This is a genomic window from Thioclava sp. F1Mire-8, assembly GCF_002213165.1.
In the GTDB taxonomy this organism is placed as follows: Bacteria; Pseudomonadota; Alphaproteobacteria; order Rhodobacterales; family Rhodobacteraceae; genus Thioclava; species Thioclava nitratireducens.
In genome coordinates this window covers 999,560-1,025,019 of record NZ_NBNY01000001.1, presented here as the reverse complement: position 1 = coordinate 1,025,019, position 25,460 = coordinate 999,560, and the positions used below count along the sequence as shown (strand labels likewise).

Here is a 25,460-nt window from a genome sequence, read left to right as displayed (position 1 = left end):
TGAAAGGACAGGGACATGCCCAGCCTTAAGGACCTCAAAAACCGGATCGGAAGCGTCAAGAACACGCGGAAGATCACCAAGGCGATGCAAATGGTCGCCGCCGCGAAACTCCGCCGCGCCCAAGAGGCGGCGGAGGCTGCGCGCCCCTATGCCGAGCGGATGCATTCCGTGATGGCCGGGCTCGCGGCCTCGGTGCAGGGATCGGACAATGCGCCGCGCCTGCTCTCGGGGACCGGTTCAGACCGGGTGCAGCTTCTGGTGGTCATGACCGCCGAACGCGGCCTGTGCGGTGGCTTCAACGCCAATATTGCGAAGCTCGCGCGCCAGACGGCTGACAAGCTGCTGGCCGAGGGCAAAGAGGTGAAGATCATCACCGTCGGCAAGAAAGGCCGCGATGCGCTGCGCCGTGAATACGGTCAGTACTTCATTGGCCATGTCGATCTGAGCGACGTCAAGCGCCTGAGCTATGACGACGCGCAGAAGATCGCCCGCGACCTGATCGGCCGCTTCGACAAGGGCGAGTTCGACGTTGCGACGATCTTCTTCTCGCTCTTCGAGAGCGTGATCGCGCAACGCCCGACCGCGAAGCAGATCATCCCCGCTTCCTACGAACCGGAAGAGGGCGAAGAAACGCCGAGCGTGAATTACGACTACGAACCCAGCGAGACGCAGATCCTCACCGACCTGCTGCCGCGTGGGGTCGCGACGCAGATCTTCACGGCTCTGCTGGAGAACGGTGCCTCGGAACAAGGTGCGCGGATGTCCGCGATGGACGCTGCGACGCGCAATGCGGGCGAAATGATCGACAAGCTGACGATCGAATACAACCGCACGCGCCAGGCCGCGATCACCAAGGAACTCATCGAAATCATTTCGGGCGCCGAGGCGCTCTGACGGAACCGGAGAAAAACAGACATGGCAAGCAATGGTAAAGTGACCCAGGTCATCGGCGCCGTCGTCGACGTGCAGTTCGACGGCGAGCTGCCTGCGATCCTCAACGCGCTGGAAACCGAGAACAACGGCAAGCGCCTCGTTCTCGAAGTGGCTCAGCACCTCGGCGAAAACTCGGTGCGCACCATCGCGATGGACGCGACCGAAGGTCTCGTGCGCGGCGCCGAAGTGAAGAACACCGGCAAGCCGATCTCGGTGCCGGTCGGCAATGCCACGCTCGGCCGCATCCTGAACGTGATCGGCGAGCCCGTCGACGAGAAGGGCCCCGTGGAAGCGGAAGAAACCCGTGCCATCCACCAGCCCGCGCCGAACTTCGAAGCTCAGGCGACGTCCTCGGAAATTCTCGTGACCGGCATCAAGGTCATCGACCTGCTCGCACCCTACTCCAAGGGCGGTAAGATCGGCCTGTTCGGCGGCGCTGGCGTCGGCAAGACCGTTCTGATCATGGAGCTGATCAACAACATCGCGAAGGTGCACTCGGGTTACTCCGTGTTCGCCGGTGTGGGCGAGCGGACCCGTGAAGGGAACGACCTCTATCACGAGATGATCGAATCCAACGTCATCAAGCCTGACGATCTGTCGAGCTCGCAGGTGGCACTGGTCTACGGCCAGATGAACGAGCCTCCGGGTGCGCGTGCGCGCGTCGCTCTGACCGGTCTGACCCTGGCAGAGCAGTTCCGCGACCAGTCGGGCACCGACGTTCTGTTCTTCGTGGACAACATCTTCCGCTTCACGCAGGCGGGTTCCGAGGTGTCGGCACTTCTGGGCCGCATCCCCTCGGCAGTGGGCTACCAGCCGACGCTGGCCACCGACATGGGCGCGATGCAGGAACGCATCACCTCGACCAAAGCCGGCTCGATCACCTCGATCCAGGCCGTCTACGTTCCGGCTGACGACCTTACCGACCCGGCTCCGGCGACCACCTTCGCCCACCTTGACGCCACGACCGTTCTGTCGCGTGCGATTTCGGAACTCGGCATCTACCCGGCCGTGGACCCGCTGGACTCGTCCTCGCGTATCCTCGATCCGGGCATCGTCGGCGAAGAGCACTACAAGGTCGCGCGTCAGGTGCAGGAGATCCTTCAGCGCTACAAGGCTCTGCAGGACATCATCGCCATCCTCGGCATGGACGAACTGTCCGAAGAGGATAAGCTGACCGTGGCACGTGCCCGTAAGATCCAGCGTTTCCTCTCGCAGCCCTTCGACGTTGCGAAAGTGTTCACCGGTTCGGACGGCGTTCAGGTTCCGCTCGAAGACACCATTGCGTCGTTCAAGGCGGTTGTTGCAGGCGAATACGATCACCTGCCCGAAGCGGCCTTCTACATGGTTGGCGGCATCGAGGACGTGAAAGCGAAAGCCGAGAAACTCGCCGCTGCGGCGTAAGGAGGCATTATGGCCGACACGATGCAATTCGATCTCGTTGCGCCCGAGCGCAAGCTGGCCTCGGAAGAGGCGGCGGTCGAGGTCATGGTGCCCGGCGCGGATGGTGACCTCACGGTCATGCCGGGCCACGCCCCGATGCTGACCACGCTGCGTCCGGGAAAGCTGACCATGGTGACGCGGTCGGCAACCCAGAGCTACGCGGTGACGGGTGGCTTCGCCGAGATCACCCCCGAGGGGATCACGGTTCTGGCCGAACGTTCGCTGCCTGCGGAAGAGTTCACCAAGGAAGTGCACGAGCGCCTCATCGAGGAAGCCCGTCGCGTCCATGACGAGGCGCATCCTTCGGTGGCCGACATGACCGCGAAGCTTCTGGCCGACATGGAGGCCCTCGGCTCGCATATGCTGGGCTGAGAGCTTTCGCGATAAGATTTAGGAAGCCCCGGTTTTTCCGGGGCTTTTTATTGCCTGCAGTTCGGGTAAGCTCTGCCTCAGGTTGAAAGGGAAAGGCCCTCTCGCGATGATCACTATCGAAAGCCACCGTCTGGGAATGCAACGCGGCTCGCTCGTGCTGTTCTCCGATTTTCAGGATGGCGGCGCCATGTGGACGGGCGAGGGCCCGCGCGAGTTGCGCAAGAAGGTCGCCTTTCCCCAGCCGTTCCGCGCGACCCCGATGGTGCAGGTCTCCCTGTCGATGTGGGACGTGGACAGCAAGCACAATTCGCGGATGGATATCTCGAGCGACGGCGTCACGCCCGAGGGCTTCGTGATCGTCTTTCGCACTTGGGGGGACAGCCGCGTGGCACGTGTGCGTGCCGACTGGCTGGCCTTGGGCGGGGTCTCGCATGAGGATGATTGGGATATCGACTGAGCCGCGTCGATAAGGCCGATGAAAAACGCCCCGCCGATCGGCGGGGCGTTTTCCTATGTGTGGGGGAGGGCGGTTCGCAAACCGCCCGTCTCAAGATCAGTCGAGCGCCTTGAAGTTGAGCGCTGCGCCTTCGTCCTTGATGCCCGAGAACCAGCGCGCCGTGACGGTCTTGGTCTTGGTGTAGAAGCGGAAGGCGTCCGGGCCGTACTGGTTGAGGTCGCCGAAAGCCGACTTCTTCCAGCCGCCGAAGGTGTAATAGCTCAGCGGAACCGGGATCGGGAAGTTGATGCCGACCATGCCGACATTGACGTTCGCCGCGAAGTCGCGAGCCACGTCGCCATCGGCGGTGTAGATCGCGGTGCCGTTGCCATAGGGGTTGTCGACCACCAGATCGAGCGCCTCGTCATAGGACTTCGTGCGCACCATCGAAAGGACCGGGCCAAAGATTTCCTCTTTGTAGATGTCCATGTCGGGGGTGACGTTGTCGAAGAGCGACGGGCCGACGAAGAAGCCGTCCTCATAACCCTGCAACGAGAAGTCGCGGCCATCGACCACGAGGTTCGCACCCTGCTCGACACCCGAATTGATGAGCGACTTGATCCGCTCCTGCGCCTGCTTGGTGATGACCGGACCGTAGTCCACGTCGTCGCCGCCGGTATAGGGGCCGACTTTCAGCTTCTCGATCTTCGGCACGAGACGCTCGACCAGCGCATCCGCCGTGCCGTCACCCACCGGAACCGCAACCGAAATCGCCATGCAGCGCTCGCCAGCGGCGCCGTAGCCCGCGCCGATCAGCGCGTCGGCGGCCTTGTCCATGTCCGCATCGGGCATGATGATCATGTGGTTCTTCGCACCGCCGAAGCACTGCGCGCGCTTGCCGTTGGTGGCGGCGCGACCGTAGATGTATTGCGCGATCGGGGTCGAGCCCACGAAGCCAACGCCTTGGATCGTCTCGTGATCGAGGATCGTGTCCACGGCTTCCTTGTCGCCGTTGACGACCTGCAGCACGCCATCGGGAAGACCGGCTTCCTGCGCCAGTTCAGCGAGCATGATCGCGGTGGTCGGCACGCGCTCGGACGGCTTTAGGATCATCGCGTTACCGGCCGACAGCGCCGGCCCCATTTTCCAAAGCGGGATCATGGCGGGGAAGTTGAACGGCGTGATACCGGCCACGACGCCCAGCGGCTGACGCATCGAGTAGAGGTCGATACCGGGGCCTGCGTCGCCCGTGTATTCGCCCTTGAGCATCGCCGGCGCGCCCATGCAGACCTCGATCACTTCGAGGCCACGCTGCACGTCGCCCTTCGCGTCGGGGATGGTCTTGCCGTGCTCTTTCGACAGAGCTTCGGCGAGCTTGTCCATGTCGCGCTCGATCAGCTGACCGAATTTCATCATCACGCGGGCGCGGCGCTGCGGGTTGACCTTCTGCCATTCCAGCTGCGCTTTCGCGGCGTCGGCGATCGCGGCGTCGAGCTCGGCCGGGGTGGCCAGTGCGACCTTGGCGATCTGCTCGCCGGTAGCGGGGTTGAAGACTTCGCCGAAGCGGCCCGAAGTGCCCGCAACGCGCTTGCCGTTGATCCAGTGACCGATTTCTTCCATGAGACGCTCCTCCTACAGATAATCTTGGCTTGAGCGCACTCTAGCCTTGCGAAAATGAGCATAAAAGAGGAAGTAGCTCAAAAGCGTTTTGCGTTTTTGCAAAGAAGGGCGTGGTATGGATTGGGACGATCTGCGGATTTTCCTTGCCGTCGCGCGGGCCGAGAGCCTGTCCGGTGCGGGGCGGCGATTGAAGCTGGACGCGGCCACCGTGGGGCGTCGGATCGCGCGGCTCGAAGAGGGGATGGGCGCGAAGCTTTTCGTGAAGTCGCCGCAGGGCTATGCGCTTTCCGAGTCCGGGGATCGGCTCCTGCCGCATGCCGAAGCGGCGGAGCAGGTCTTTGCGGGCGCGGACGAGGAAATGTCCGGGATCGCGGGCCAGTTGACCGGCCAGCTGAGGATCGGCGCGCCCGATGGCTGCGCGAATTACCTTCTGCCGCAGGTCTGCGCGAAGATCGCCGAAGAAAATCCGGGGCTGGAGATTCAGGTCGTCGCCCTGCCGCGCGTCTTCAACCTCTCGAAGCGTGAGGCGGATATGGCGATCGCGGTGTCGCGCCCGACGGCGGGCCGTCTGACCGTGCAAAAATTGAGCGATTATCATCTCAGCCTCGCCGCCCATCGCGACTATCTCGCGAAAGCGCCGCCAATTACCTGCAAGGAGGATCTCCGTCATCACCGGATGATCGGCTACATCCCCGACATGATCTTCGACAAGGAACTGGACTACTTCGCCGAGACCGAGGCAGAGGTGATGGGGCTCGCCTCGAACTCGGCGGCGGTGCAGACGCGGATGATCGAGGCAGGTGCGGGTGTTGGGATCGTGCATGATTTCGCGCTTCCCTTCGCCCCCGGGGTGCAGCGGGTGCTGGGTGGCGAGATCCGGCTCAACCGCGCCTTTTGGTTGATCCGCCACGCCGACGATCGCCGTTCCGAGCGATTGACGCGCTTCGCGGAGGCGCTGGGGCAGGGGCTTCGCGACGAGGTCGCACGGCTCGAACACGTTGCGGTTGAAATATAACTGTTGGCCCCGTGAACCGCAAAGCCGTTGACAAATCTATGAAAGCAGTGGGACGCTCGAGTCTACACGACCTTTTCAGGGAGACGTCGATGCAGGTGATGCAGATTCTCAAGAACAAGGGCGAGATGGAAATTTTTACCGTCGCCCCGGATATGAAGCTGAGCGAGGTAATCGCCAAGCTTGCCTCGAAACGCATCGGTGCGGTGATCGTCTCGCAGGATGGCGAAACCGTGGACGGGATCGTCTCGGAGCGCGATGTCGTGCGCGAGATCGCCAAGCGCGGTGCGGAGTGTCTGGTGATGACGGCCGCGGATGTCATGACCCGTGACGTCAAGCACTGCGCCCCAATGGACAGCACCGAAGAGGTGATGAGCCTGATGACCGAGGGCCGTTTCCGCCACATGCCGGTGCGCGAAAATGGCAAGATGGTCGGTGTGATCTCGATCGGCGACGTGGTCAAGGCGCGCCTGAACGAGCTTCACATGGAGAAAGAGTCGCTTCAGGGCATGATCATGGGCAACTGATGCCGCATTGCAGCACCTTCCCGCTTGCATTTGATCGCGCAATATAGTTGCGTGCGCTGAGCTTTTTGGCGGGCGACGAGGGAGGATGCCATGCGGATCGGTCTTTACCCCGGAACTTTCGATCCGGTCACGCTGGGTCACCTCGATATTATCGAGCGCGCGATGGCTCTGGTGGATCGGCTCGTGATCGGGGTCGCGATCAACCGTGACAAGGGGCCGCTTTTCCCGCTCGAGGAACGCGTCGCCATGCTCCAGGAAGAATGCGCCAAGATCACCGACCGCCGCGGCGGCGAAATCGTCGTGCATCCTTTCGAAAACCTGCTGATCGATTGCGCCAAGGATGTCGGTGCGTCCGTGATCGTGCGCGGGCTGCGTGCGGTGGCCGATTTCGAATACGAGTTCCAGATGGTCGGAATGAACCGCGCGCTCGATTCCTCGGTCGAGACGGTGTTCCTGATGGCCGATGCGCGGCGGCAGGCGATTGCTTCGAAACTGGTGAAGGAAATTGCGCGGCTCGACGGGGATGTTTCGAAATTCGTTACCCCCGCCGTGCGCGATGCCTTGATCAAGGCTTACGCCAACCGCTGATCAGCCTTTCGAGGCTGACTTGCCGGATTGCTGCGATTTCTGCTGCATCTGGGTGCTGCCGCTCGCATTCGCCGAGGCTTTGGCGGCGTTGCCCGCCTGCTGCGGCAGGTTGTCGAGCCCCCATTGATCGATCACGACGGAATCCTCGACGCCTTTCAGCGCGAGGTTCGCCTCGTAGTAATTGCCCGATTTGATCAGCTTGGACGCATCCTGCAGATGGGTGAGCGAAGACTTCGCGGGCACCAACGCCGCCGAGATCGACACATCGATATCGTTATCCTTCAGCGTCTTGGCCGCCGCCTTCGCATTGCCTTTCGCCATCTGCTGATTGGCCTTGCCGACTGCCTTCTGGTTCTCCGGCGTCACGGTGAAGCTCTCGCCAAGCGCGATGGAGCTGTCGAAGGGCAGGTAGGTCACGCCTTTCGTGCCAGCCTTCGAGGGCACGCCCCATTGGCTCTCGGCTTTCTCGGCGGCCTGCATTTTCGCAGTGGCGTCCTTGGTCATCTTCGTCGCCATGTCGGTATTGCCGTCGAAGATCGCCAGCCGCGCGGCGCGTACTTCGCGCATCGCGGTGTAGGCGTCGTCGACCGTGGTCAGCAACTCCTTGTCGGTAGAACTCGCCGTGGTCTGCGAAACCGCGTCATTACTTTGGCTCTGGCTGCTCTTGATCGCGCTCCCCCCGGAATTGCTGTTGGAATTCGTCGTGGCCGCGGAGGCCATCTCGAAGCCCGCGGGACCCGCGATCAGCGCGGAGGAGAGGGCGAGGGCGAGGAATTTCTTGCTGCGTTCCATGGGATATTCCCTTTCGTGATGGGGTTCAGCTAAGGCGGAGCCGCCGGGCGGCGCGCTCCATGACCCTGAAACGTCCCCGATTTCAAAGGGTTCTATCACCACGCATCAAGGCTCACGGCGCGCCCGAGAGGGGCCGTGCGCCCTCTGTGAGCCGTGTGTGAGAGGTGAACGCGAAAAGGGCGGCCCAACTTGGACCGCCCTTCGTCATCTTCGCCTTGCCGGGGCAGCGCCCCGATCACGTCAGATCAGCTTGCCCATCGCGACGGCGGTATCCGCCATGCGGTTGGAGAAGCCCCATTCGTTGTCGTACCAGCTCAGGATGCGGACCATGCGGCCCTCCATCACCTTCGTCTGGTCCATATGGAAGATCGACGAATGCGAGTCGTGGTTGAAGTCGCTGGAGACGTTGGGCTTCTCGGTATAGCCGAGGATTCCCTTCAGCTGGCCGTCCGCTGCTGCCTTGATCGCGGCATTGATCTCTTCGACACTGGTGTCTTTCGCAGCTTCGAAGACCAGATCGACGACCGAGACATTCGGCGTCGGCACGCGGATCGCGACGCCGTCAAGCTTGCCGTTGAGCTCCGGCAGCACGAGGCCCACGGCCTTGGCCGCGCCGGTCGAGGTCGGGATCATCGACAGTGCCGCGGCGCGGGCGCGGTAGAGATCCTTGTGCATCGTGTCCAGCGTCGGCTGGTCGCCGGTGTAGCTATGGATCGTGGTCATGAAGCCCTTCTCGATCCCGATCGCATCGTTCAGAACCTTGGCGACCGGCGAGAGGCAGTTCGTGGTGCAGGACGCGTTCGAGACCACGAGGTCGTCCGCGGTCAGTGCACCGTCGTTGACACCGAACACGATCGTCTTGTCAGCGCCGCTGGCCGGGGCCGAGACCAGAACCCGCTTCGAGCCGTTCTCGAGGTGGAAGGCTGCCTTTTCGCGCGCGGTGAAGATACCGGTGCATTCCAGCGCGACATCGACATCGCCCCAGGGCAGTTCTTTCGGGTCGCGGATCGCGGTGACCTTGATCTTGCCGCGGCCGGCATCGATCCAGTCTTCGCCGGTCGTGACTTCCTGCGGGAATTTGCCGTGCACGGAGTCGAATTGCAGCAGATGCGCGTTCGTCTCGACCGGGCCGAGATCGTTGATCGCGATCACCTCGATATCGGTGCGACCCGACTCGATGATCCCGCGCAGCACGTTGCGGCCGATGCGACCGAACCCGTTGATGGCAACTTTAACCGTCATATCCGTCTCCTCTGGCTGGCTGCCCGGCAGGGAGTTGCACGGGCAGGTCTTCCGTTAACGCTAACAAGCGCGTTCAGCGCCAAAGGTCAACGGGGTTACACCCTGAAGCTAGCGCCAGAACGCGACATATTGAACGAGATCGACGATTTTTTTCGCCAGAAAGAGCAGGATCCGGCCGTCATCGGCCAATACATCCGCCAGAATGAGAAATATGAGGAGGCCCCCAAGCCAGAGCGCGATCCGATTGGTCATCTATTCCCTTCGCGCGCCCTTGCCCGGCGCGTCAATGCACAAGTCGCCCCATCGCCCCGGCCACATCGGCCATCCGGCAGGAGAACCCCCACTCGTTATCGTACCAGGCAAGGACGCGGACAAGCTTGCCCACGACCTTGGTCTGGTCCGGCGCGAAGATAGAGGATTGCTGGGTGTGGTTGAAGTCGATCGAGACTTTCGGCTCGGGGTCGTAGCCCAGCACCATGCCCATGTAGCCGGCGGCGGCTTCGCGGACGATCTCGTTCACCTCCTCGCGGGTCACGGACTTGCGGGCCTCGAAGGTCAAATCAACTGCGGAAACATTGGGGGTCGGAACGCGCAGCGCGGTGCCGTCGAGTCGGCCCTTCAGCTCGGGCAGCACTTCTCCCAAGGCTTTGGCAGCGCCGGTCGAGGTCGGGATCATCGCCATCGCGGCGGCGCGGGCGCGGTAGAGATCCTTGTGGCGGCGGTCGAGCGTGGGTTGATCGCCGGTATAGGAGTGGATCGTCGTCATCACGCCCGATTCGATGCCGATCGCGTCGTTGAGCACCTTGGCGAGCGGGGCGAGGCAGTTCGTGGTGCACGACCCGTTCGAAACGACGTGATGCGCCTGAGTCAGTTCGCGATGGTTGACGCCGTAGACGACGGTCTTGTCGGCATCGGTCGCGGGCGCGGAGACCAGCACCCGCTTCGCGCCGCGACCCAGGTGGACTGCGGCCTTGTCGCGGGCGTTGAACTTGCCGGTACATTCGAGGACGACATCGACGCCGTCCCAGTCGAGTTCTTCCGGATCATAGGTCGACATCACGTCGATCGGGCCGCGCCCGAGGTCGAGCGTGTTGCCCGCGACTTTCACCTGTCCGCCGAACCGGCCGTGGACGGAGTCGTATTTCAGGAGATGCGCGTTGGTCTCGATCGGGCCGGTGGCGTTGATCTTGACGACCTGCACGTCGTTGCGTGCGGCTTCCGCGATATGCGCGAGCGTGCAGCGCCCGATGCGGCCGAAGCCGTTGATGCCGATGGTGACGGTCATGATGATCTCTCCGAAGCGCGTGATTTCGGCGCTGGATACCATTGCATGCAGAGTGAGAAAAGGTTTTGAAACAGTATGTTAGCGTAAACACGCGGTGTTTGCGATAACATTGCGGGGCAGGGCAGGACTTTGAGGTGAAGGGCTTCGCCAGACGGGACTCTGCGACAGAATCTTTCGTTCAATCCTCATCCTCCGCGACGAGGAATATCTCGCCCGCCGCTTCCATCTCCCGAATGGCGGCGACGACCGCGCTCATCGCCTCTTCGGCGTCTTTCTCCTTCACCTTGCCGAGATTCGCCATTTCGTCGCGCAGCGATTGCGCCATGCGTTGGGACATGTTCGTGAGAATGAACTCTGCCGAGGGTTTAAGCGACCCGGTCGCCCCGGCAAGTGCGACGGTCAGCTGCGCCTGATCGACAACTCGAAGCACTTTCGGGATATCGCGCGCGTCGATGCGGGCGGGGATGTTGGCAAAGGTGAAGATTGCCTTCTTCACCTCGTCGGCGAATGTCTTGTCCTCCTCCTCGAGCCCCTTGAGCACCGCGTCGCGGGTCGCAGATGCGGAGTAGTTCAGGATCGCGCCGACCCTTTCCACAGGACCGGAATCGAAGGCTTTCGGTGGGGCGGCATCGAGTTGCGCGGCAAGCGCCTGCCCGATGCGCAGCACCGTTTCCGGCGCGACATTCCCGGTCAGCGAGACGGCATAGGCGATCCGGCGCGCCTTCTCTCCCGGCAGGAGACCAAGCAGCTCCGCCGATTTCGCGACCGAGAGCTTCGATAGCATCACGGCGCCCACCTCGACGCTTTCGCCTTCCAGCACGGGTAGAAGTACCTCTGCCGAGAGGCCCGCGATCCGCTGCCACGGGTCGCCCCGGGAGGAGCCGAGGGCCAGTCGGCGCAGTCGGTTCGAGGCTGAGGGCGAAAGCTGCCCATCGAGCAGCGACAGCGCCCCTTCCAGCCCACCGGGGAAGGCGAGGCCGACCGCCTCCAGTTCTTCGCAGAACTCCTCGACCACGCTGACGACGGTGTCGCGATCGACGAGGCGCAACTGCGCCACGGTCTCGGTCAATTCGGTCTGTTGATCTTCGCTCAACTCCGTCAGCGGAAGTTTCAGCCCTTCGGAGGCGAGCAGCCGCACGATGATCGCAGCTTTCTGGCGCCGCGACAGCGGCCCGGGGCGGGCAGCTTTGTCGCCAGCCGAGTCGGACCCGGGGATATGGCCGAGCGCCATGGGCGCGATCGCATTCACCGCGAGAACCTCCGTGCTGGGCATCGGCCGCGCGGGCGGCCAATGCGGTTTCGCGGTCAGCTTTGCACGGAGGACGTTAAGACGGACTTACCGTCTCAGCGGTCAGCTGGATTGCAGGACGCAGGCATTCGCGTCCTTATCCCAGACCTTGCCCTGCGGGCAGGACATGGAGGCCTGATGATCGCCGTAGCATTCGGCGGAAGCCACGAGCGGGGCGAAGATCAGCACGGTGGCTGCAAGGATGGTTCGGATCATCTGCAATCTCCCTTTGCCAGATGCCCTAGGGTAAGCCCGAATCACGCGCGCCGCCTATAGTCTGTCGACATAGGCGGCGCGAAACGGGCTTGGGTCTCGATTATTCGCCGAAAACGCGGGCAAAAATCGTGTCGACATGCTTGGTATGGTAGCCCATGTCGAATTTTTCGTTGATGCCGTCCACGCCGAGCGCGGCCACGACGTCCTTGTCGGCCAGCAGCTGCTCGCGGAAATCGACGCGGTCTTCCCAGACCTTCAGCGCATTGCGCTGCACCATCGCATAGGCGTCTTCGCGCGATACGCCAGCCTGGGTCAGCGCCAGCAGGACGCGCTGGCTCATCACGAGGCCGGGGAACTTGTTCATGTTCTCCAGCATGTTCTCGGGGTAGATAATCATCTTGTCGACGACACCGGCGAGACGGTTCAGCGCGAAGTCCAGCGTCACGGTGGCGTCGGGGGCGATCCCGCGCTCGACCGAGCTGTGCGAGATGTCACGCTCGTGCCAGAGCGCCACGTTCTCCATCGCCGGGATCACTGTCATCCGCACGAGGCGGGCGAGGCCGGTGAGGTTCTCGGTCAGGACCGGGTTCTTCTTGTGCGGCATCGCCGAAGATCCCTTCTGGCCCATCGAGAAGAATTCCGCGCCTTCGAGCACTTCAGTGCGCTGCATGTGGCGGATTTCGATCGCGACGTTCTCGATCGACGAGGCGATGACGCCCAGCGTCGCGAAGAACATCGCGTGACGGTCGCGCGGGATCACCTGCGTCGAGATCGGCTCGGGGCGCAGACCCAGCATCTTGCAGACATGTTCTTCGACGCGCGGGTCGATATTGGCGAAGGTGCCGACAGCGCCCGAGATCGCGCCGGTGGCGACTTCTTCGCGGGCGGCCGCGAGGCGCGCCTTGTTGCGGTCCATCTCGGCGTAGAAGCGCGCGAAGGTCAGGCCCATCGTGGTGGGCTCGGCATGGATGCCGTGCGAGCGGCCCACGCGCACCGTGTCCTTGTGCTCGTAGGCGCGCTTCTTCAGCGCCGCCAGAACCTTGTCGAGATCGGCCAAGAGGATATCGGCGGCGCGTACCAGCTGCACGTTGAGGCAGGTGTCGAGCACATCCGACGAGGTCATGCCCTGGTGGACGAAGCGCGCTTCGTCGCTGCCCACGTGCTCGGCCAGATGGGTGAGGAAAGCGATCACGTCATGCTTGGTGACGGCTTCGATCTCGTCGATGCGGTCGACGTCGAATTCGACATCCTTGGCCTTCCAGACGGCCTCGGCATTCTCTTTCGGGATCACGCCCAGCTCGGCCTGAGCGTCGCAGGCATGCGCCTCGATCTCGTACCAGATCTTGAACTTGGTGGCGGGTTCCCAGATGTCGACCATCTCTTTGCGGGCATAACGCGGGATCATCGGCGGCCTCTTGATTGCGTGTGGTTGCGCGCTTGTTAGACTGCACCTGCCTTTGGGGCAAGGGAGAGCCAATGCCGCAGCTGTCGGATTTCGAGGGGGACTGGGTGCTGACGCGCCGTATTCTGCATGCGGATGGCACCGAGGCCCGGTTCAAGGGCCGCGCCAGTTTCGCGCCCGAAGGGGTCGGGTTGCATTATCGCGAGAGCGGCGAGTTGATGATGCCGGGCGGCCAGAGCTTTCATGCCGAGCGCAGCTATTTCTGGCGGCTGGAGGCGGGGCAGATCGCGGTCGCGTTCGAGGATGGGCGGCCTTTCCACAGCTTCGATCCGCTGAAGCCCACCGCAAGCCATTGGTGCGATCCCGATGACTACCGCGTCAGCTACGATTTCGAGGCCTGGCCCGCATGGCGGGCGATCTGGCGGGTGCAGGGGCCGCGCAAGGATTACCAGATGATCTCGGATTATGTGCGCAGCGCGGGGCAGCCCTGACGAGGGCCTCTTGTCGAGGGCCGCGGCGCGCGGCAATCTGCGGGGATGAAAGACCTTGTCGCCACACCGATCCTGCAAAACCGCCTGAGCTTCGCGCCTTGGGCCGATCCGCGCACGCGGCGGCTGCCAGGTGTGATCCCGGTGACATATGAGGACTGGCTGGAGGTCGATGATGCCTACGCCGCCCAGATGGGCCTGCGCGACCGGCTGATCGGGGAGGCGCGCGATCTGGTGCTGGGCCTGTCGGAGCACGGACGACCTGCGGCGGAGGAGCTCTACGATCTGATCCTGCCGATGCTTCCGGCGCTGGGATTTGCCTGCAGTGCGGAGACGGTCACGCGGCCCGATGGGGCGGTGGTCGCGCTGGATCGCACGGACCCGCTCGCGACGCTCGGGCGGCTGCTGCAATGCGATCTATGCCTGATGGAAGCCGACCCCGACGCGTTCGGCCATCCCGAGCATGTGCTAACCGGCGGTGTGCTGTGTTTCCCGTCGGGCTGGACGCTGCGCGAGAAATTCATGCGCCCGATGATGCGCATTCACGAACCGATCGAGCTCTACACCGACGATCTCGGCAAGCGGGTGCAGCGCTTGCTCGATGGCGTGCGTGAGGGCAGGGGGCTGATGCGCGGGACCGCCTCGCGCTCGGCGGCACATCTGCATGATCCACGCTCGGAATACGAATTCGCCCACGCGCCCGCCGACGCCCCTTATATTAGGGTGGAGCGGCAATGCCTGTTCCGGCTGCCGCGCACAAATGCCGTGGTCTTCTCGATCCACACGCAGGTCGTGCGACCGGAAAGCCTGAGCCCGGATCAGGCGCAGGCCTTGGCCGAGCACCCGATCCGGCAGGCGGATTAAGCTTCCTGCATCAGCCGCCAGCGCGTCTCTGCCATATCCTGCGAGACCATGCCGGGGATCAGCAGCGCGTCGATCAGCCACCACAGGCCTGCAAGGCCGAGCGGGATGAAGCCGATCAGGATGGGCGACAGAAGCGTGCCGATCCCGGTCAGCGCCAGCATCACCACGCCGGAGAAGACGCGCCCCATATACATCCGGTGCACGCCAAGCATGGGCAGCATGAACCACAGCACATAGCCCAGCAGGGCCGACTTCTTCTCATTCGCGACGCGCTGCTCGATATAGAGCGCGCGGGCATCGTCTCGAGTCATGTTAATCTCCATAACATCTTCCCAGCCGATATGGGCAGTTGTGCCGCGCGATCAAGAGGGGCGCGATCAGGAGGGGGCGAAAATCCACCATATCGAGAGCGTGCGATGCTGTCCGGTTTCATGCCGATTTAACCAAAGATTACCTAGGGTCAATTTTGCGCTAGTCGCCTTATGCGCGAGTGCAGAGAGGCTGCGGATTACCGCAGTCAGGAAGAAATGTAACATATAAAACAACAAGATAAAAAACGGTGATCAACGACTTGTGATTTTTTATCGAGATCCGTTTATGGGCCGGAGCCGCAACAATTGGCGGCTTTCGTCACAATTATGGACGAATCAAAGGTAAAAACCGGGTTAAAGAAAAGCGGGCTCGAAGGTTCGCACTTTGAGGCAGTCAATAGGGAAGAAAATGTCGGATCTCTCGACCAACTTCGAACTGGCGAATGCGACGGGCGCGACCCGGACAGGAGCGCGTATTCTGCGCTACGAAGGCATGGGAAAGCGCCTGTTCGACATTCTCGCCGTGGTCGCGATCCTTCCGGTTCTGCTGCCGCTGATCGCGCTTCTGGCGCTCGCAGTGCGCGCCGATGGCGGTCCCGCCTTCTATTCGCAGATACGCGTCGGGCAGGGCGGCAAGCGGTTCCGCTGCTACAAGCTGCGCACCATGCATGTCGATGCCGAGGCGCAGCTCGTGCGTATGTGCAACGAAAACCCGGCGCTCGCGCTGGAATGGTCGGTGAACCAGAAGCTCGACGACGATCCGCGTATCACGCGTATCGGCCGCTTCCTGCGCCGCACCAGCCTCGATGAGCTGCCGCAGTTTTTCAACGTGCTCTTCGGTTCGATGAGCCTCGTGGGGCCGCGCCCCTTCATGCTCGATCAGGAGGCTAGCTACAAAGGCGCCATGGGCCGGGCCTATTACAAGATGCGCCCCGGCATCACCGGGCTGTGGCAGGTCGCCGGGCGTTCGACCACCGCCTTCGTGGACCGTGTGCGCTTCGACGAACGCTATTACGCGAAACTGTCGCTGCTGACCGATCTGTGGCTCTGCGTGATGACCGTCGCCGTGGTGCTGCGCCAGACGGGAAAGTAATTCCGACACCGGTTGCGAGAGAGAGACGGCTTGTAACCTGCCAACGGGCGCTCCCATCGGGGCGCCCGTCTTGGTTCAATTCGCGACTTGCAGGAAGCGCAGCCCGCCCTTGTCGAGCCATGCTGCGCTCAGGAGCCCGGTTTCATAGGCGCCGGTATCGACCGCGATGCGGCCCTGATCGGCCATGGGTTGATCGACGACCCAATGGCCGAATGCGATCCAGACCCCGTCGCGCCGGGTCATCTGTCCGAAACGGGGATGGCCCCAGAGCAGCGCATCGCGGCTTTGGCGTTCCATCGGGTGATAGGGATCGGCCCCGGCATGGGTCGCGGCGAACCGCCCCTCGCGCCACATCGCGGGCCGCGCATCGAGCCAGGCCAGCAGATCGGGCCCCAGCGCACGCGCGAGATTCATCCGCACCGCGTCGAGCACCTCGAGGTCGGTCTCGTTGGGATCGGGCGGCGCGATGCCATAGCTTTGCAGCGTCTGCGCCCCACCGACGCGCAGCCAGCCGGCCGTGCGTGCGTCGGGCGCGAGCAGGAAATCGAGCATCATCCGCTCGTGATTGCCCATCAGACAGATCATCCGCGAGGGGTTCGCAAGCTGCGCCGCATGGAGTGTCGCCAGCACCCGCGCCGAATTCGGGCCGCGGTCGATCATGTCGCCGAGCGTGATGATCCGGGCCTTCGCGCCTTCCGGTTCCTGCCCGATCCGCTCGAACATCTTGGCCAAGAGATCTGCGCGGCCGTGAAGGTCCCCGATCACGCAGATCGGCGCCTCCGGACGGGGCAGACCATTGGGTGCCGAGGAGGGAGCGGTCTCTGGTTTGAGACGGGAGAGTAGAGAGCGCAACATATGGGGAAATCCGGAGTTATGCGGGGTGGAAACCAACGCGTGGCTGGGACATAACCGTCGCAAGACGTGAGCGAAAGGGGCTCACATAAAAATGGGCGGCAAACCGCCCCCGTGGCAAGGGCGGGTCTTAAGCGGCATGGCGAGACGCATTCTGATCGTGGTGGAGAACCTGCCGGTGCCGCTGGATCGCAGGGTCTGGCTGGAGGCCACGACATTGCGCGCCGCGGGCTACGAGGTCTCGGTGATCTGTCCGATGGGGCGCGGCTGGGACGCGGCTTATGAAGAGATCGAGGGCATCCATATCTACCGCCATCCCGCACCACCCGAAGCCCATTCCGGCGCGGTCGCCTATGCGCGGGAATACTGGCACGCGATCAAGGCGTGGTTCCGGCTGGCGAAACAGGTGAAGCGCGAGCGCGGCTTCGACGTGATCCAAGGCTGCAACCCGCCCGACCTGATCTGGCTTCTGGCGTGGCGCTACCGGCTGTCGGGCGTGCGCTACATGTTCGACCATCACGACGTCTGCCCTGAGCTGTTCGAGGCCAAGTTTGGCAAGAAGGGGCTCCTCTGGGCCGTGATGCGCATCTGGGAGCGGATCACCTTCGCCAGCGCCTCGGTGTCGATGGCCACCAATGAGAGCTTCCGCAAGATCGCGATCACCCGCGGTGGCATGGCCCCCGAGGACGTCTTCGTCGTCCGCTCCGCCCCGCGCGTCGAGACCTTCCTGCCCGGGCCCGGCGATCCCGCCTACCGCAGGGGCGCGAAGACCGTGCTTGGCTATATCGGCGTGATCGGGCAGCAGGAGGGGATGGACCTTCTGGTTCAGGCGGTGGAGCATCTGGTGCGCAAACTCGGCCATACCGATCTACATGTGGTGATCGTGGGCTTCGGCCCCGAACTGCCTAACGTGGAGGCCGACGTCGCCGCGCGGGGCCTGAGCGAGTCTTTCACCTTCACCGGCCCGCTTTACGGCGAAGAGATGCTCGCGGCGATGAATGCGATCGATATCGGCGTCGCGCCCGATCCGAAAAACGCGATGAACGACATTTCCACCATGAACAAGGTCATGGAATACATGACGCTCGAGAAGCCTTTGGTGCAGTTCGACCTGACCGAAGGGCGGGCCTCTGCAGGGGAGGCCGCGCTTTATGCACGTGCCAATGATCCGAAGGACTTCGCCGCCCGGATCGCGGCGCTGATCGAGGCGCCCGAGCGCGCGCGTTCGATGGGTCGGCTGGGCCGGGCGCGGGTGCTCGATGCGCTGTCCTGGGATTTCTCGGCGCGACAGCTCCTTTCGGCCTATGACCGGATATTCTCCAAGATGGAGAAATAAAGCCTGAGATCAGGCTAAACTGTTTCTCCTAAATCGTTACTTTCGCTTGATTTTCGCCAAGATTCCAGTTGCGCGCGGCCCCAATTGCGCCACAAACTCAAGGGGCGAGCAGCGTTGCGGTTCGCGCTGTTTCATTCGGCATTCGGCTTGGAACCTGTATGGCGCATTGGAGGACATCGGCGGTGGCGTTTGCCGCACTGGTTGTGACCGGTGTGGCCAGCTCTTCTTTCGCGGGTGATTTGCGCGAAACCGCTCCGACTTCGATGCCCGGTCAGACGGGCCGCTCGCTTTACGATCCGGTGGCCCATGCGCTCGCGATCGGGCTGACGCCTGCGATGGCAGATGCGCGCGTGGACCGCGCGATCAAAGCCGTGGAAACATGTCCGCTCGTCTTCGACACCCGTAAACCGATCCCGGGCTGCTGGGGCGGGACCGTCGCGCTGGGCTCGTAAGCCCGTCACTCTGGAATCGAGGTGCTCAGCCTGGGCAGCGACTGTCCGATGAAACGTGTAAGGCGCCGGTCGGCCGCGCGGATATCCTCGTCGCGGCGGATCGGCGTGACATAGCGTACCAGCGCGCCATCGGTTCGTCCGCGCGTGAGGCCATCCGCGATCACCGACAGCTTCGCGCGCCAGTCACTCGTCATCGCGCGGCCACGTCCGTCGAACCAGTAATACACCAGTTGCCTGTTGAGCCCCTTGGTGATGATCGCGCGGTTGATCTCGAAGGGCGCGCGGTGGGGCAGGGCGATGCGATGCGGGCGGAAGGCGCTGACCTCCCAGCCACCGACGGGCAGGCACACCTCGGGCGAATGGATGCCGTCGCCTTGGCTCTGATCGGCATACCAGGCGACGAACAGGTTCACCGGCGCGTTCTGAGCGGGATCGGCATAGACCGCGTTGAGATAATCGCTCGCCGCTAGGACTTGCTCGGTCGCAGGCTCCAGCGGGCGGCGCGTGCCCTGCCAGCTATCGATCTGCGTCGGGAAGGACGACAGGGGCGCGCGCTCCGGCGGGAGCGTCGTCATCTGCGGCAGGCCCGACCAGAGCACCAGCGCGCCCCCCGTGAGGATGACCGCCAACCCCAGATCGCGCGACGGTGCGAGATTGCGCAAGCGGCGTGCCTCAGGCGCAAAGCGGCGATAGTCCAGATCGAGCGCCTCGGAGAGCGGTTTCGGCTCGGACACGAGCCGCTGCAGCCCGATCGCGGTGAGGCTGAGGATGGCGATCGCCGCGCCGAAGATCACCCAACCCTCGAAGACATGCAGAAAGCCCTCGGCCTGCTCGATGCCGTAAGCGTCGACGAGGATCGCGACCATACCGATGCGCAGGGAATTGAGCCCCACCGTCAGCGGCGCGGCCATCGCGAAGAGCACCGCCTTATGCCAGAACGGCCCGCGATAGAGAATTCCGAACAGGTAGGAAAAGCTGAGGATCGGGAAGAGATAGCGCAGCCCCGAACAGGCATCGGCCACCTGCAGCTTGTAGACGCCGAGGTCGATGACGTTGCCGCTCAGATGCACTGGAATGTCAGCGGCGCGCACCAGCATCACACCCAGCTCGGACGAGACGAGCTGGAGGGCGATGGTGAGTTTCCAGTAGAGAATCTGCGGCAGCGGCAGCATGAAGATCAGATGCAGCACCGGCTTCCAATGGCGCTTGCCCGCCTGCCAGCCCATGCTCAGCAGCACCACGCCCATCGTCCAGATAATCAGCGCATAGGTCACGAGGTCGGCGATCTGCGCGCGCGCGCCGAAGACAGCGAGGGAGAGCGCCACTGCGATCACCGTGACGCCTTGCCAGCGCTGCGGGCGGGCGTCCAGTTGCAGCGGCGCGTGGTGCAGTTCGCGCGCGAAAAGATAGAGCGAAATCAGCGGGATCAGCGGCCCGTGGCTGTATTCCGGCGTGGACCACGCAGCCCCGAGGCTGGCCAGCCCCAGTGCGAAGAACGGATAGGAAAGGACGGCCAGCGAAAGCAGGCCGAGCGTGCCCCATGGCAGGGCACGCACCTCGCGCAGAGGGGGGCTCGTGGTGATCATCTCGACTGCTCGCTCATAGGCCGTCTGACGCGGCGCTTTCACATGAGCTTACCCTGCGAGAGCTTTGATCCAAAGACAAAATCAGCGCTGGTCCGGGGCCCGGCGCGGGGTGTTGCCCGACGAGCCCGCCCGCGCGGTCCCGGTCAGCGCTGCAAGCTGCTCCTGCGCGCCTTGCATGGCGGGCGGCAGTGGCGCGCCGGCCAAGCGCAGCGCATCGCGCAAGGCGGCCTCGGCGAGGTCGGTCTCTTCCAGCGCTATCAGCACGGCAGCGTAGTGATATTGCGCCAGCGCGTTCTCCGGGAGCCCGGCCGCGGCAGCGGCAAGAAGGGGGCGCGCGGCGCCGTAATTTCCCAGCCGGTATTCTGTCCAGCCATAGGTGTCCTTGAAGGCAGGTTCAGGTCGCTCGCGGAAGCGTTTCGCGATCCGGGCCGCGCGCTCGAGGCTGGGCCGGTCGTCGCGATGGCTGCTCAGCAGGCTCGCAAGGTTATTGGCGACAATCAGGTCGCTGCTGTCGCGCGTGTAGAGATCGTCATAGGTCGCGATCGCCGCGTCGAACCGGCCCGATTTCTCTTCCGACCGTGCCCGGTAGAGCAGTAGCACCGGATCGGCCTGCGGAGCCTTCTCCAGAGCGGTCTGGATCACCGCAAGCGCGTCGCCTTCGCGCCCTTGGGACGCAAGCAGGCGATAGAGCTGGCGCGCGGGACGCGGATCGGCGGGGGTTTCATGCATCAGTGTGCGCAGCGCCGCCTCCGCCTGATCGGTGTCGCCCCGGATCGCGGAGAGATTGGCCGCCAGCAGGCGCAAGCCGCGATTACCGGGCTGTTGCTCCAGTTGAGCGTCGAGATAGGCGCGGGCCTCGGCCCCACGTCCGGAGGCCAGTTGCGCCTGCACCACCGCCGAGACCGCCGCTGCGGAGACTGCCGTGGCCGTGGTGATGCCGTCGTCGCCGGGGCCGGACGCCTGCACCAGAGTTTTCAACGTCTCTATCGCGCTCTCGCTTCGCCCGCGCCCGAGGAGGATCGCGGCACGGATCGACTGCGCCAACCCCTCTGTGCCCGGCGCGGCAAGCGCGGCGAGCCGGTCGGCACTGCGATGGGCGAGTGCCCAGTCGTGATCGGCCAGCGCCAGATCGGCCTGTCGCTTGAGCAGGCCCGGGCTGTTCGGAGTGACCTCCACGGCCTCGGCCAGAACCGTCCGCGCGGCACTGGCGCGGTCGTGCGCGAAGAGGAAATCGACATAGCGGATCGCCTCCGGCGCGGCGCGGCCCGCCGCGTCATAGGCTTGGCTGAACTGCCCCAGCGCAAGATCGGGGGCACCGTCGCGCAGATAGGTCTCGCCCAGCAGGGTGAGGGTCTGCGGGTTGTCGGGGGACTGTTGCAAGGCGCTGCGCAGATCGGTGATCGCGAGATCGGTGCGATCCTCCTCGATCCGCCAAGTCGCGCGCTGTTGCAGGGCAGGGACGTTTGTCGGGTCGGTCTTCAGGATAGCCGCAATCTCGGCCTTCGCCTTTTCGCGTTGCCCGTCGTGGTCGAGCATCCGGGCGTAAGCGGTGCGGACCTGACGCATCTCCTCGCTGTCGGGATGGCGGGTGATAAGTGCCTGCATCCGCGCAAGCGCCGCTGCCCGGTCACCCGCCTGAAAATCCAGATCGGCGCGCATCGCGGTGAAGATCGCCTCGTTCGGCTCGCCCTGCGACTGCGCGATCAAAGAGTCGAGTTCCGCCCGCGCAGCGTCGGCCCCTTTTGCGCGGGCCAGAAAGCGCACCAGTTCCAGATAGCCGCTCGTCTGCCGGTCGCGATCGGTCGCGAGCTTGTGCAGGAAGCGCGCGGCCCCCGCCGGATCGTCGCGCAGCACATACCATGCGATCAGCGCGGTGCGGGTCTTCGTATCCTCGGGGAACAGCCTCTGCATCGCTTCGAGCTGCGCGCCGATCTCGGCGCTTGAGCCGTGTTTCGAGATCAGCTCCAGCCTAAGGACCTGCAAACGGTATTGCGCCGGGTCGCGGGTCAGCGCGGCATCGAGGGCTGTAAGCGTCGCCGTGTCATCGCCTTCCGCGTTTCGCGCGTCGATCAGTACGTGCCAGCCGGTCAGGATCTCCGGATGCGCTTCGGTCAGTGCTTCGGCCGTCGCTGCGATCTCGGAGCGGCGCGCGGTATCGCGCGACAGGCTGGCGTCCCGCAGGTCGAGCGCAAGCTGCACCGCCTGCGCGCCGGGATCGTCGGGCGCGAGTTCCTTGACCGCGTCCACCTCTTCCTGCGCGCGGGGCAGGTTGCCTGTGCGCAGCGACAGCTCCGCAAGGATGCGATGGACGTCGACGGTCTCTGGATATTGTTCGAGAAGGCGCAGATACTGGCTGAAGGCTTCCTGCAGCCGTCCCTGCGCCAGCAGCAGATCGGCATAGGCGCGCCGCGCGGCCTTATGCGTGCCGTCATATTCGAAGACATTGCGCAGCTCGACCATCGCGCGGACCGGATCGCCTTCGGCCAGAAGCGTCTGGGCCGATTGGTAATGGGCCTCGGCCTTGTCTTCGTCACTCTTGCAACCGCTCAATGCGAGCGCTGCGCAAAGCGCGAGACAGCTCGCGCGCGCATACTGGTATCGGGGCATCTGTCTTGCCTGTCTGCTGCTGCGCTCTGATCGGCGCTTGGCAAGAAGGCTAGCTGCTGCGACGTCAACTATAAAGAGATTTGAACATCCTACCCCTGTCTAAAAGGCCAGTTTTTCGAGGGATAGACGCGTTTTTGCGACAGTTTGGCTGTAACTTCTCACGATTTCCTCACGAATTCTTGCGAAGTGCGGGGGGATGCCGCTTACTGGCGCAAATCCAAGAGGCCAAAGGCCCGGTACAGGCATGAACGAAATCTACACCGAATTCTTCGGACTGGCGGTGCGACCTTTTTCGCTGCTGCCCGATCCCGACTTCCTGTTCTGGTCGCCAGAGCACAAGCACGCGGCGACGATGCTCGAATACGGGCTTTTCTCGCGCGCGCCGATCACGCTCATCACGGGAGAGGTGGGGGCGGGCAAGACGACGTTGCTGCGTCACCTGATGGCGACCATCTCCGAGGATGTAACGATCGCTCTGGTCTCCAACGCGCGGGGCTCGCGCGATGACGTGATCCGCTGGATCATGCTCTCGCTCGGCCAGCGGGTGGAGGCGGGCGAGGATTACGTCCTGATCTACGATCGGTTCCAGCAGCTTCTGATCCAGGAATATGCTGCCGGGCGGCGCGTGGTGGTGGTGATCGACGAGGCGCAGAACCTCGATGCGGGCGTGCTCGAAGAGCTGCGCATGATCACCAATATCAACGCCGACAAAGACGAGCTGGTGCAGCTGATCCTGATGGGGCAGCCGGAACTGCGCGACCTGATCGCGCGGCCAGAGCTGCGCCAGTTCGCGCAGCGTGTGTCTTCCGGCTTCCATCTCGGGCCGATGCCCGCCGATTGCGCGCAGCCCTATGTCACCCATCGCCTGCGGGTTGCAGGTGCGACGCGGGAGATATTCACCCCCGAGGCCGCACAGAAACTGCACGCCCATTGCGGCGGCCTGCCGCGGCTGATGAACCAGCTGGCCGATCTGGGCATGGTCTATGCCTATTCGGCGCGTTCGGAGATCGTCACCGGCGAGATCATCGACAGGGTGATCGAGGACAATGTCTTCTATCTCCCGGTCGAGACGCAGCGCGCCAAGCCGCGCGTGATCGCACCCGCGCCGATCTCTGCTGCAAGCGCTGGGCATGCCGGCCTTGCGCCCGGTCCCTCACAGCCGGAGCCCGCGCCCGCCTTTCTGCACAGGGGAGGGCGCTGATGCGGGAGCTCCGCTTCTACGCGGCCCTGTTCGCCCGGCGGATCCACTGGCTCTTGCTGGCGGTGCTGCTGGGGGCGCTTGTCGGGCTGGCGGCTGGACGGATGATCACACCGATCTACGAGGCCAGGGCGCTTCTGGTTGTCGAAGGCGATCGCATCCCCGACCGTCTCGCCGCCTCGACCGCGCACACCGATACCAACGCCAAGCTGCAGGTGATCCGCAAGCGCGTGCTCTCGCGTGAGAGCCTTCTCGACATGGCGCGTCGGATGGCGCTGTTTCCGGACCTGCGCACCGAGACCGGCGCGCGCGATGCCGACGCAGTGTTCGAGGCGCTGAAGAATTCGGTCGCGATCGAAATTTCCGAGCAGAGCAGATCGCGCTCCGCCCCCAAGGACGCGACTTTCATGACGGTGTCTTTTCGCGCCGGCGCTCCGGCTCGCGCCGCGCGGGTCGCGAACGAGCTGGTGACGCGCATTCTGAAGGAAGACGCCGATATTCGCACCAAGGCCGCGCGCGATACGCTCGATTTCTTCTCGCGCGAGGTGGATCGGCTGGAGGCGGAGCTGTCGAAATCCTCCGCGGCGATCTTGCAGTTCAAGCAGGAGAATGGCGACGCGCTGCCCGAGGAGCTGCCGCTGCTGCGCGACCGTCTCGCCGCGGTGCAGGCGGACGCGGAGACCCGGCTCGCGCATGTGAACGAGACCGAAACGGAGATCGACCGGCTGGTGCGCCTGCGCGAGGCGGCAGGGCGCAAGGTCGACCGCGACGCGATCTACCCGCCCGCAGCCCGCGAACTGTCCCGGCTGGAAGCGCAGCGCGACGCGCTCAAACCTCTTCTGCCCGCTGATGACGCGCGCCTCGCGGCGCTGGGGGCGCAAATTCAGGAGTTGTCGCAGCAGGCACAGCTACCGCTGCCGAAAGCGAAGTCGGCCTTCGAGAACCGTCTGCGCGAGTTGACCGATGCGCTTTTCGTGGCGCAGGCTGCGGGCGAGGCCGCTGACTTGAAGATGGCGCAGCTTCGCGAAGCCATGGCGAAGGTGCCCGCCAATGCATCGGCGCTCGAAGCGCTGCGCCGCGATCACGACAATCTCGCCGATCAGTACGACAGCGCCGTGCAAGCGCGCGCGGTGGCCGAGACGGGCGACACGATCGAGTCGCTGGCCAAGGGCGAGAAGCTGACCGTGATCGATCAGGCGGTGGCACCGGGCGAGCCGGTGAAACCCAACCGCAAGACGCTGGCGCTGGCCGGGGTCGGAGTGGGGCTACTGCTCGGCCTCGTCGCGATCGCGCTGAAGGAATTGCTCAGCACCGGTATCCGTCGCCCCGAAGACCTGCAGCGCCATTTGGGCATCGCGGCTTTCGCGACGCTGCCTTATCTGAGCGCGCCCGAAGACGCGCGCCGCCGTCGCCGCAAGGTGGCGGTCTCCGGCTCGATGGTCGGCGCAGCGTTCATCGCGGTCGTGGTGCTGTTCAGCGCGTTCTACATGCCGCTCGACCGGCTGTTCTGAGGCAAGGAG

General features: G+C 64.0%; 26 protein-coding genes. 14 read left to right on the top strand and 12 right to left on the bottom strand.

The features are described 5' to 3' along the window. Positions 1–15 precede the first annotated feature (15 nt). The 4 genes from B6V75_RS04800 (at position 16) to B6V75_RS04785 (ending at position 3,202) form a co-directional block, all read left to right on the top strand. Positions 16–894, top strand: coding sequence for a F0F1 ATP synthase subunit gamma (locus tag B6V75_RS04800; protein ID WP_075774503.1), 879 nt, complete (start codon positions 16–18; stop codon positions 892–894). Between the two features lie 21 nt (positions 895–915). Then, positions 916–2,334, top strand: a complete 1,419-nt coding sequence (gene atpD, locus B6V75_RS04795) for a F0F1 ATP synthase subunit beta (protein ID WP_075774504.1) — start codon at positions 916–918, stop codon at positions 2,332–2,334. A gap of 9 nt (positions 2,335–2,343) precedes the next feature. Then, positions 2,344–2,745: a F0F1 ATP synthase subunit epsilon gene (locus B6V75_RS04790; protein ID WP_088718889.1), complete on the top strand. Its 402-nt coding sequence runs from the start codon at positions 2,344–2,346 to the stop codon at positions 2,743–2,745. A gap of 106 nt (positions 2,746–2,851) precedes the next feature. Next, positions 2,852–3,202: an H-type lectin domain-containing protein gene (locus tag B6V75_RS04785; RefSeq protein WP_088718888.1), complete on the top strand. Its 351-nt coding sequence runs from the start codon at positions 2,852–2,854 to the stop codon at positions 3,200–3,202. Between the two features lie 96 nt (positions 3,203–3,298). Here the strand turns inward: B6V75_RS04785 and B6V75_RS04780 are convergent, their stop codons facing one another. After that, positions 3,299–4,801, bottom strand: coding sequence for a CoA-acylating methylmalonate-semialdehyde dehydrogenase (locus B6V75_RS04780; protein ID WP_075774507.1), 1,503 nt, complete (start codon positions 4,799–4,801; stop codon positions 3,299–3,301). A gap of 115 nt (positions 4,802–4,916) precedes the next feature. Between B6V75_RS04780 and B6V75_RS04775 the strand changes: the two genes are divergently transcribed. From B6V75_RS04775 to coaD, 3 genes are all read left to right on the top strand, one after another. After that, complete coding sequence (locus tag B6V75_RS04775; protein WP_088718887.1) at positions 4,917–5,816, top strand: LysR family transcriptional regulator; 900 nt, start codon at positions 4,917–4,919, stop codon at positions 5,814–5,816. An 89-nt stretch (positions 5,817–5,905) separates the two neighbouring features. Then, on the top strand, positions 5,906–6,340 hold the full coding sequence (locus B6V75_RS04770; RefSeq protein ID WP_075774509.1) for a CBS domain-containing protein: 435 nt from the start codon (positions 5,906–5,908) through the stop codon (positions 6,338–6,340). Between the two features lie 90 nt (positions 6,341–6,430). Further along, entirely contained in the window at positions 6,431–6,928 is a 498-nt protein-coding gene (gene coaD / locus B6V75_RS04765) for a pantetheine-phosphate adenylyltransferase (RefSeq protein ID WP_075774510.1), read from the top strand. On the opposite strand, the gene B6V75_RS04760 is transcribed toward coaD, so the two are convergent. From B6V75_RS04760 to purB, 7 genes are all read right to left on the bottom strand, one after another. Beyond that, entirely contained in the window at positions 6,929–7,720 is a 792-nt protein-coding gene (locus B6V75_RS04760) for a YfdX family protein (RefSeq protein ID WP_088718886.1), read from the bottom strand. Between the two features lie 240 nt (positions 7,721–7,960). Continuing rightward, positions 7,961–8,962, bottom strand: a complete 1,002-nt coding sequence (gap, locus tag B6V75_RS04755) for a type I glyceraldehyde-3-phosphate dehydrogenase (protein WP_088718885.1) — start codon at positions 8,960–8,962, stop codon at positions 7,961–7,963. A gap of 108 nt (positions 8,963–9,070) precedes the next feature. After that, positions 9,071–9,214 (bottom strand): hypothetical protein, encoded by a 144-nt coding sequence (locus B6V75_RS18600; RefSeq protein ID WP_088718884.1) that lies wholly within the window; start codon positions 9,212–9,214, stop codon positions 9,071–9,073. Between the two features lie 31 nt (positions 9,215–9,245). Continuing rightward, complete coding sequence (gene gap / locus B6V75_RS04745) at positions 9,246–10,247, bottom strand: type I glyceraldehyde-3-phosphate dehydrogenase (RefSeq protein WP_075774731.1); 1,002 nt, start codon at positions 10,245–10,247, stop codon at positions 9,246–9,248. A 178-nt stretch (positions 10,248–10,425) separates the two neighbouring features. Next, positions 10,426–11,478, bottom strand: a complete 1,053-nt coding sequence (locus B6V75_RS04740) for a FliG C-terminal domain-containing protein (RefSeq protein WP_088719391.1) — start codon at positions 11,476–11,478, stop codon at positions 10,426–10,428. Between the two features lie 120 nt (positions 11,479–11,598). After that, complete coding sequence (locus B6V75_RS18595) at positions 11,599–11,751, bottom strand: hypothetical protein (protein ID WP_157771572.1); 153 nt, start codon at positions 11,749–11,751, stop codon at positions 11,599–11,601. A 100-nt stretch (positions 11,752–11,851) separates the two neighbouring features. After that, complete coding sequence (purB, locus tag B6V75_RS04735) at positions 11,852–13,156, bottom strand: adenylosuccinate lyase (protein ID WP_075774513.1); 1,305 nt, start codon at positions 13,154–13,156, stop codon at positions 11,852–11,854. Positions 13,157–13,227: 71 nt separating this feature from the next. Here purB and B6V75_RS04730 point away from each other — a divergent pair, with 71 nt between their 5' ends. After that, entirely contained in the window at positions 13,228–13,644 is a 417-nt protein-coding gene (locus B6V75_RS04730; RefSeq protein WP_088718883.1) for a DUF6314 family protein, read from the top strand. Positions 13,645–13,689: 45 nt separating this feature from the next. Further along, a complete protein-coding gene (locus B6V75_RS04725; RefSeq protein ID WP_088718882.1) occupies positions 13,690–14,505 on the top strand; it encodes a DUF3445 domain-containing protein in 816 nt (271 codons plus the stop codon). On the opposite strand, the gene B6V75_RS04720 is transcribed toward B6V75_RS04725, so the two are convergent. After that, positions 14,502–14,816 carry a TM2 domain-containing protein gene (locus tag B6V75_RS04720; RefSeq protein ID WP_075774515.1) on the bottom strand — a complete coding sequence of 105 codons (315 nt, stop codon included), beginning with the start codon at positions 14,814–14,816 and terminating at the stop codon, positions 14,502–14,504. The two genes, B6V75_RS04725 and B6V75_RS04720, sit on opposite strands and share 4 nt — an antisense overlap. A gap of 409 nt (positions 14,817–15,225) precedes the next feature. Between B6V75_RS04720 and B6V75_RS04715 the strand changes: the two genes are divergently transcribed. Further along, positions 15,226–15,909 carry a sugar transferase gene (locus B6V75_RS04715; RefSeq protein WP_088718881.1) on the top strand — a complete coding sequence of 228 codons (684 nt, stop codon included), beginning with the start codon at positions 15,226–15,228 and terminating at the stop codon, positions 15,907–15,909. A gap of 75 nt (positions 15,910–15,984) precedes the next feature. On the opposite strand, the gene B6V75_RS04710 is transcribed toward B6V75_RS04715, so the two are convergent. Then, positions 15,985–16,674 (bottom strand): metallophosphoesterase, encoded by a 690-nt coding sequence (locus B6V75_RS04710; protein ID WP_240496903.1) that lies wholly within the window; start codon positions 16,672–16,674, stop codon positions 15,985–15,987. Positions 16,675–16,900: 226 nt separating this feature from the next. Here B6V75_RS04710 and B6V75_RS04705 point away from each other — a divergent pair, with 226 nt between their 5' ends. Both B6V75_RS04705 and B6V75_RS04700 read left to right on the top strand, forming a co-directional pair. After that, positions 16,901–18,097, top strand: coding sequence for a glycosyltransferase family 4 protein (locus B6V75_RS04705; protein ID WP_088718879.1), 1,197 nt, complete (start codon positions 16,901–16,903; stop codon positions 18,095–18,097). A 182-nt stretch (positions 18,098–18,279) separates the two neighbouring features. Continuing rightward, on the top strand, positions 18,280–18,549 hold the full coding sequence (locus B6V75_RS04700) for a hypothetical protein (protein ID WP_088718878.1): 270 nt from the start codon (positions 18,280–18,282) through the stop codon (positions 18,547–18,549). 5 nt (positions 18,550–18,554) lie between these two features. Here the strand turns inward: B6V75_RS04700 and xrtD are convergent, their stop codons facing one another. Then, positions 18,555–20,135 carry a VPLPA-CTERM-specific exosortase XrtD gene (gene xrtD / locus B6V75_RS04695; RefSeq protein WP_088718877.1) on the bottom strand — a complete coding sequence of 527 codons (1,581 nt, stop codon included), beginning with the start codon at positions 20,133–20,135 and terminating at the stop codon, positions 18,555–18,557. Between the two features lie 81 nt (positions 20,136–20,216). After that, complete coding sequence (locus B6V75_RS04690; RefSeq protein WP_088718876.1) at positions 20,217–22,742, bottom strand: tetratricopeptide repeat protein; 2,526 nt, start codon at positions 22,740–22,742, stop codon at positions 20,217–20,219. Positions 22,743–22,986: 244 nt separating this feature from the next. On the opposite strand from B6V75_RS04690, the gene B6V75_RS04685 reads away from it, so the two are divergent. Together B6V75_RS04685 and B6V75_RS04680 are read left to right on the top strand one after the other, a co-directional pair. Then, positions 22,987–23,943 (top strand): AAA family ATPase, encoded by a 957-nt coding sequence (locus B6V75_RS04685; protein WP_240496902.1) that lies wholly within the window; start codon positions 22,987–22,989, stop codon positions 23,941–23,943. Continuing rightward, entirely contained in the window at positions 23,943–25,451 is a 1,509-nt protein-coding gene (locus tag B6V75_RS04680) for a hypothetical protein (RefSeq protein ID WP_088718874.1), read from the top strand. The genes B6V75_RS04685 and B6V75_RS04680 overlap by 1 nt, the downstream gene beginning before the upstream one ends. The last annotated feature ends 9 nt before the right edge of the window (positions 25,452–25,460 follow it).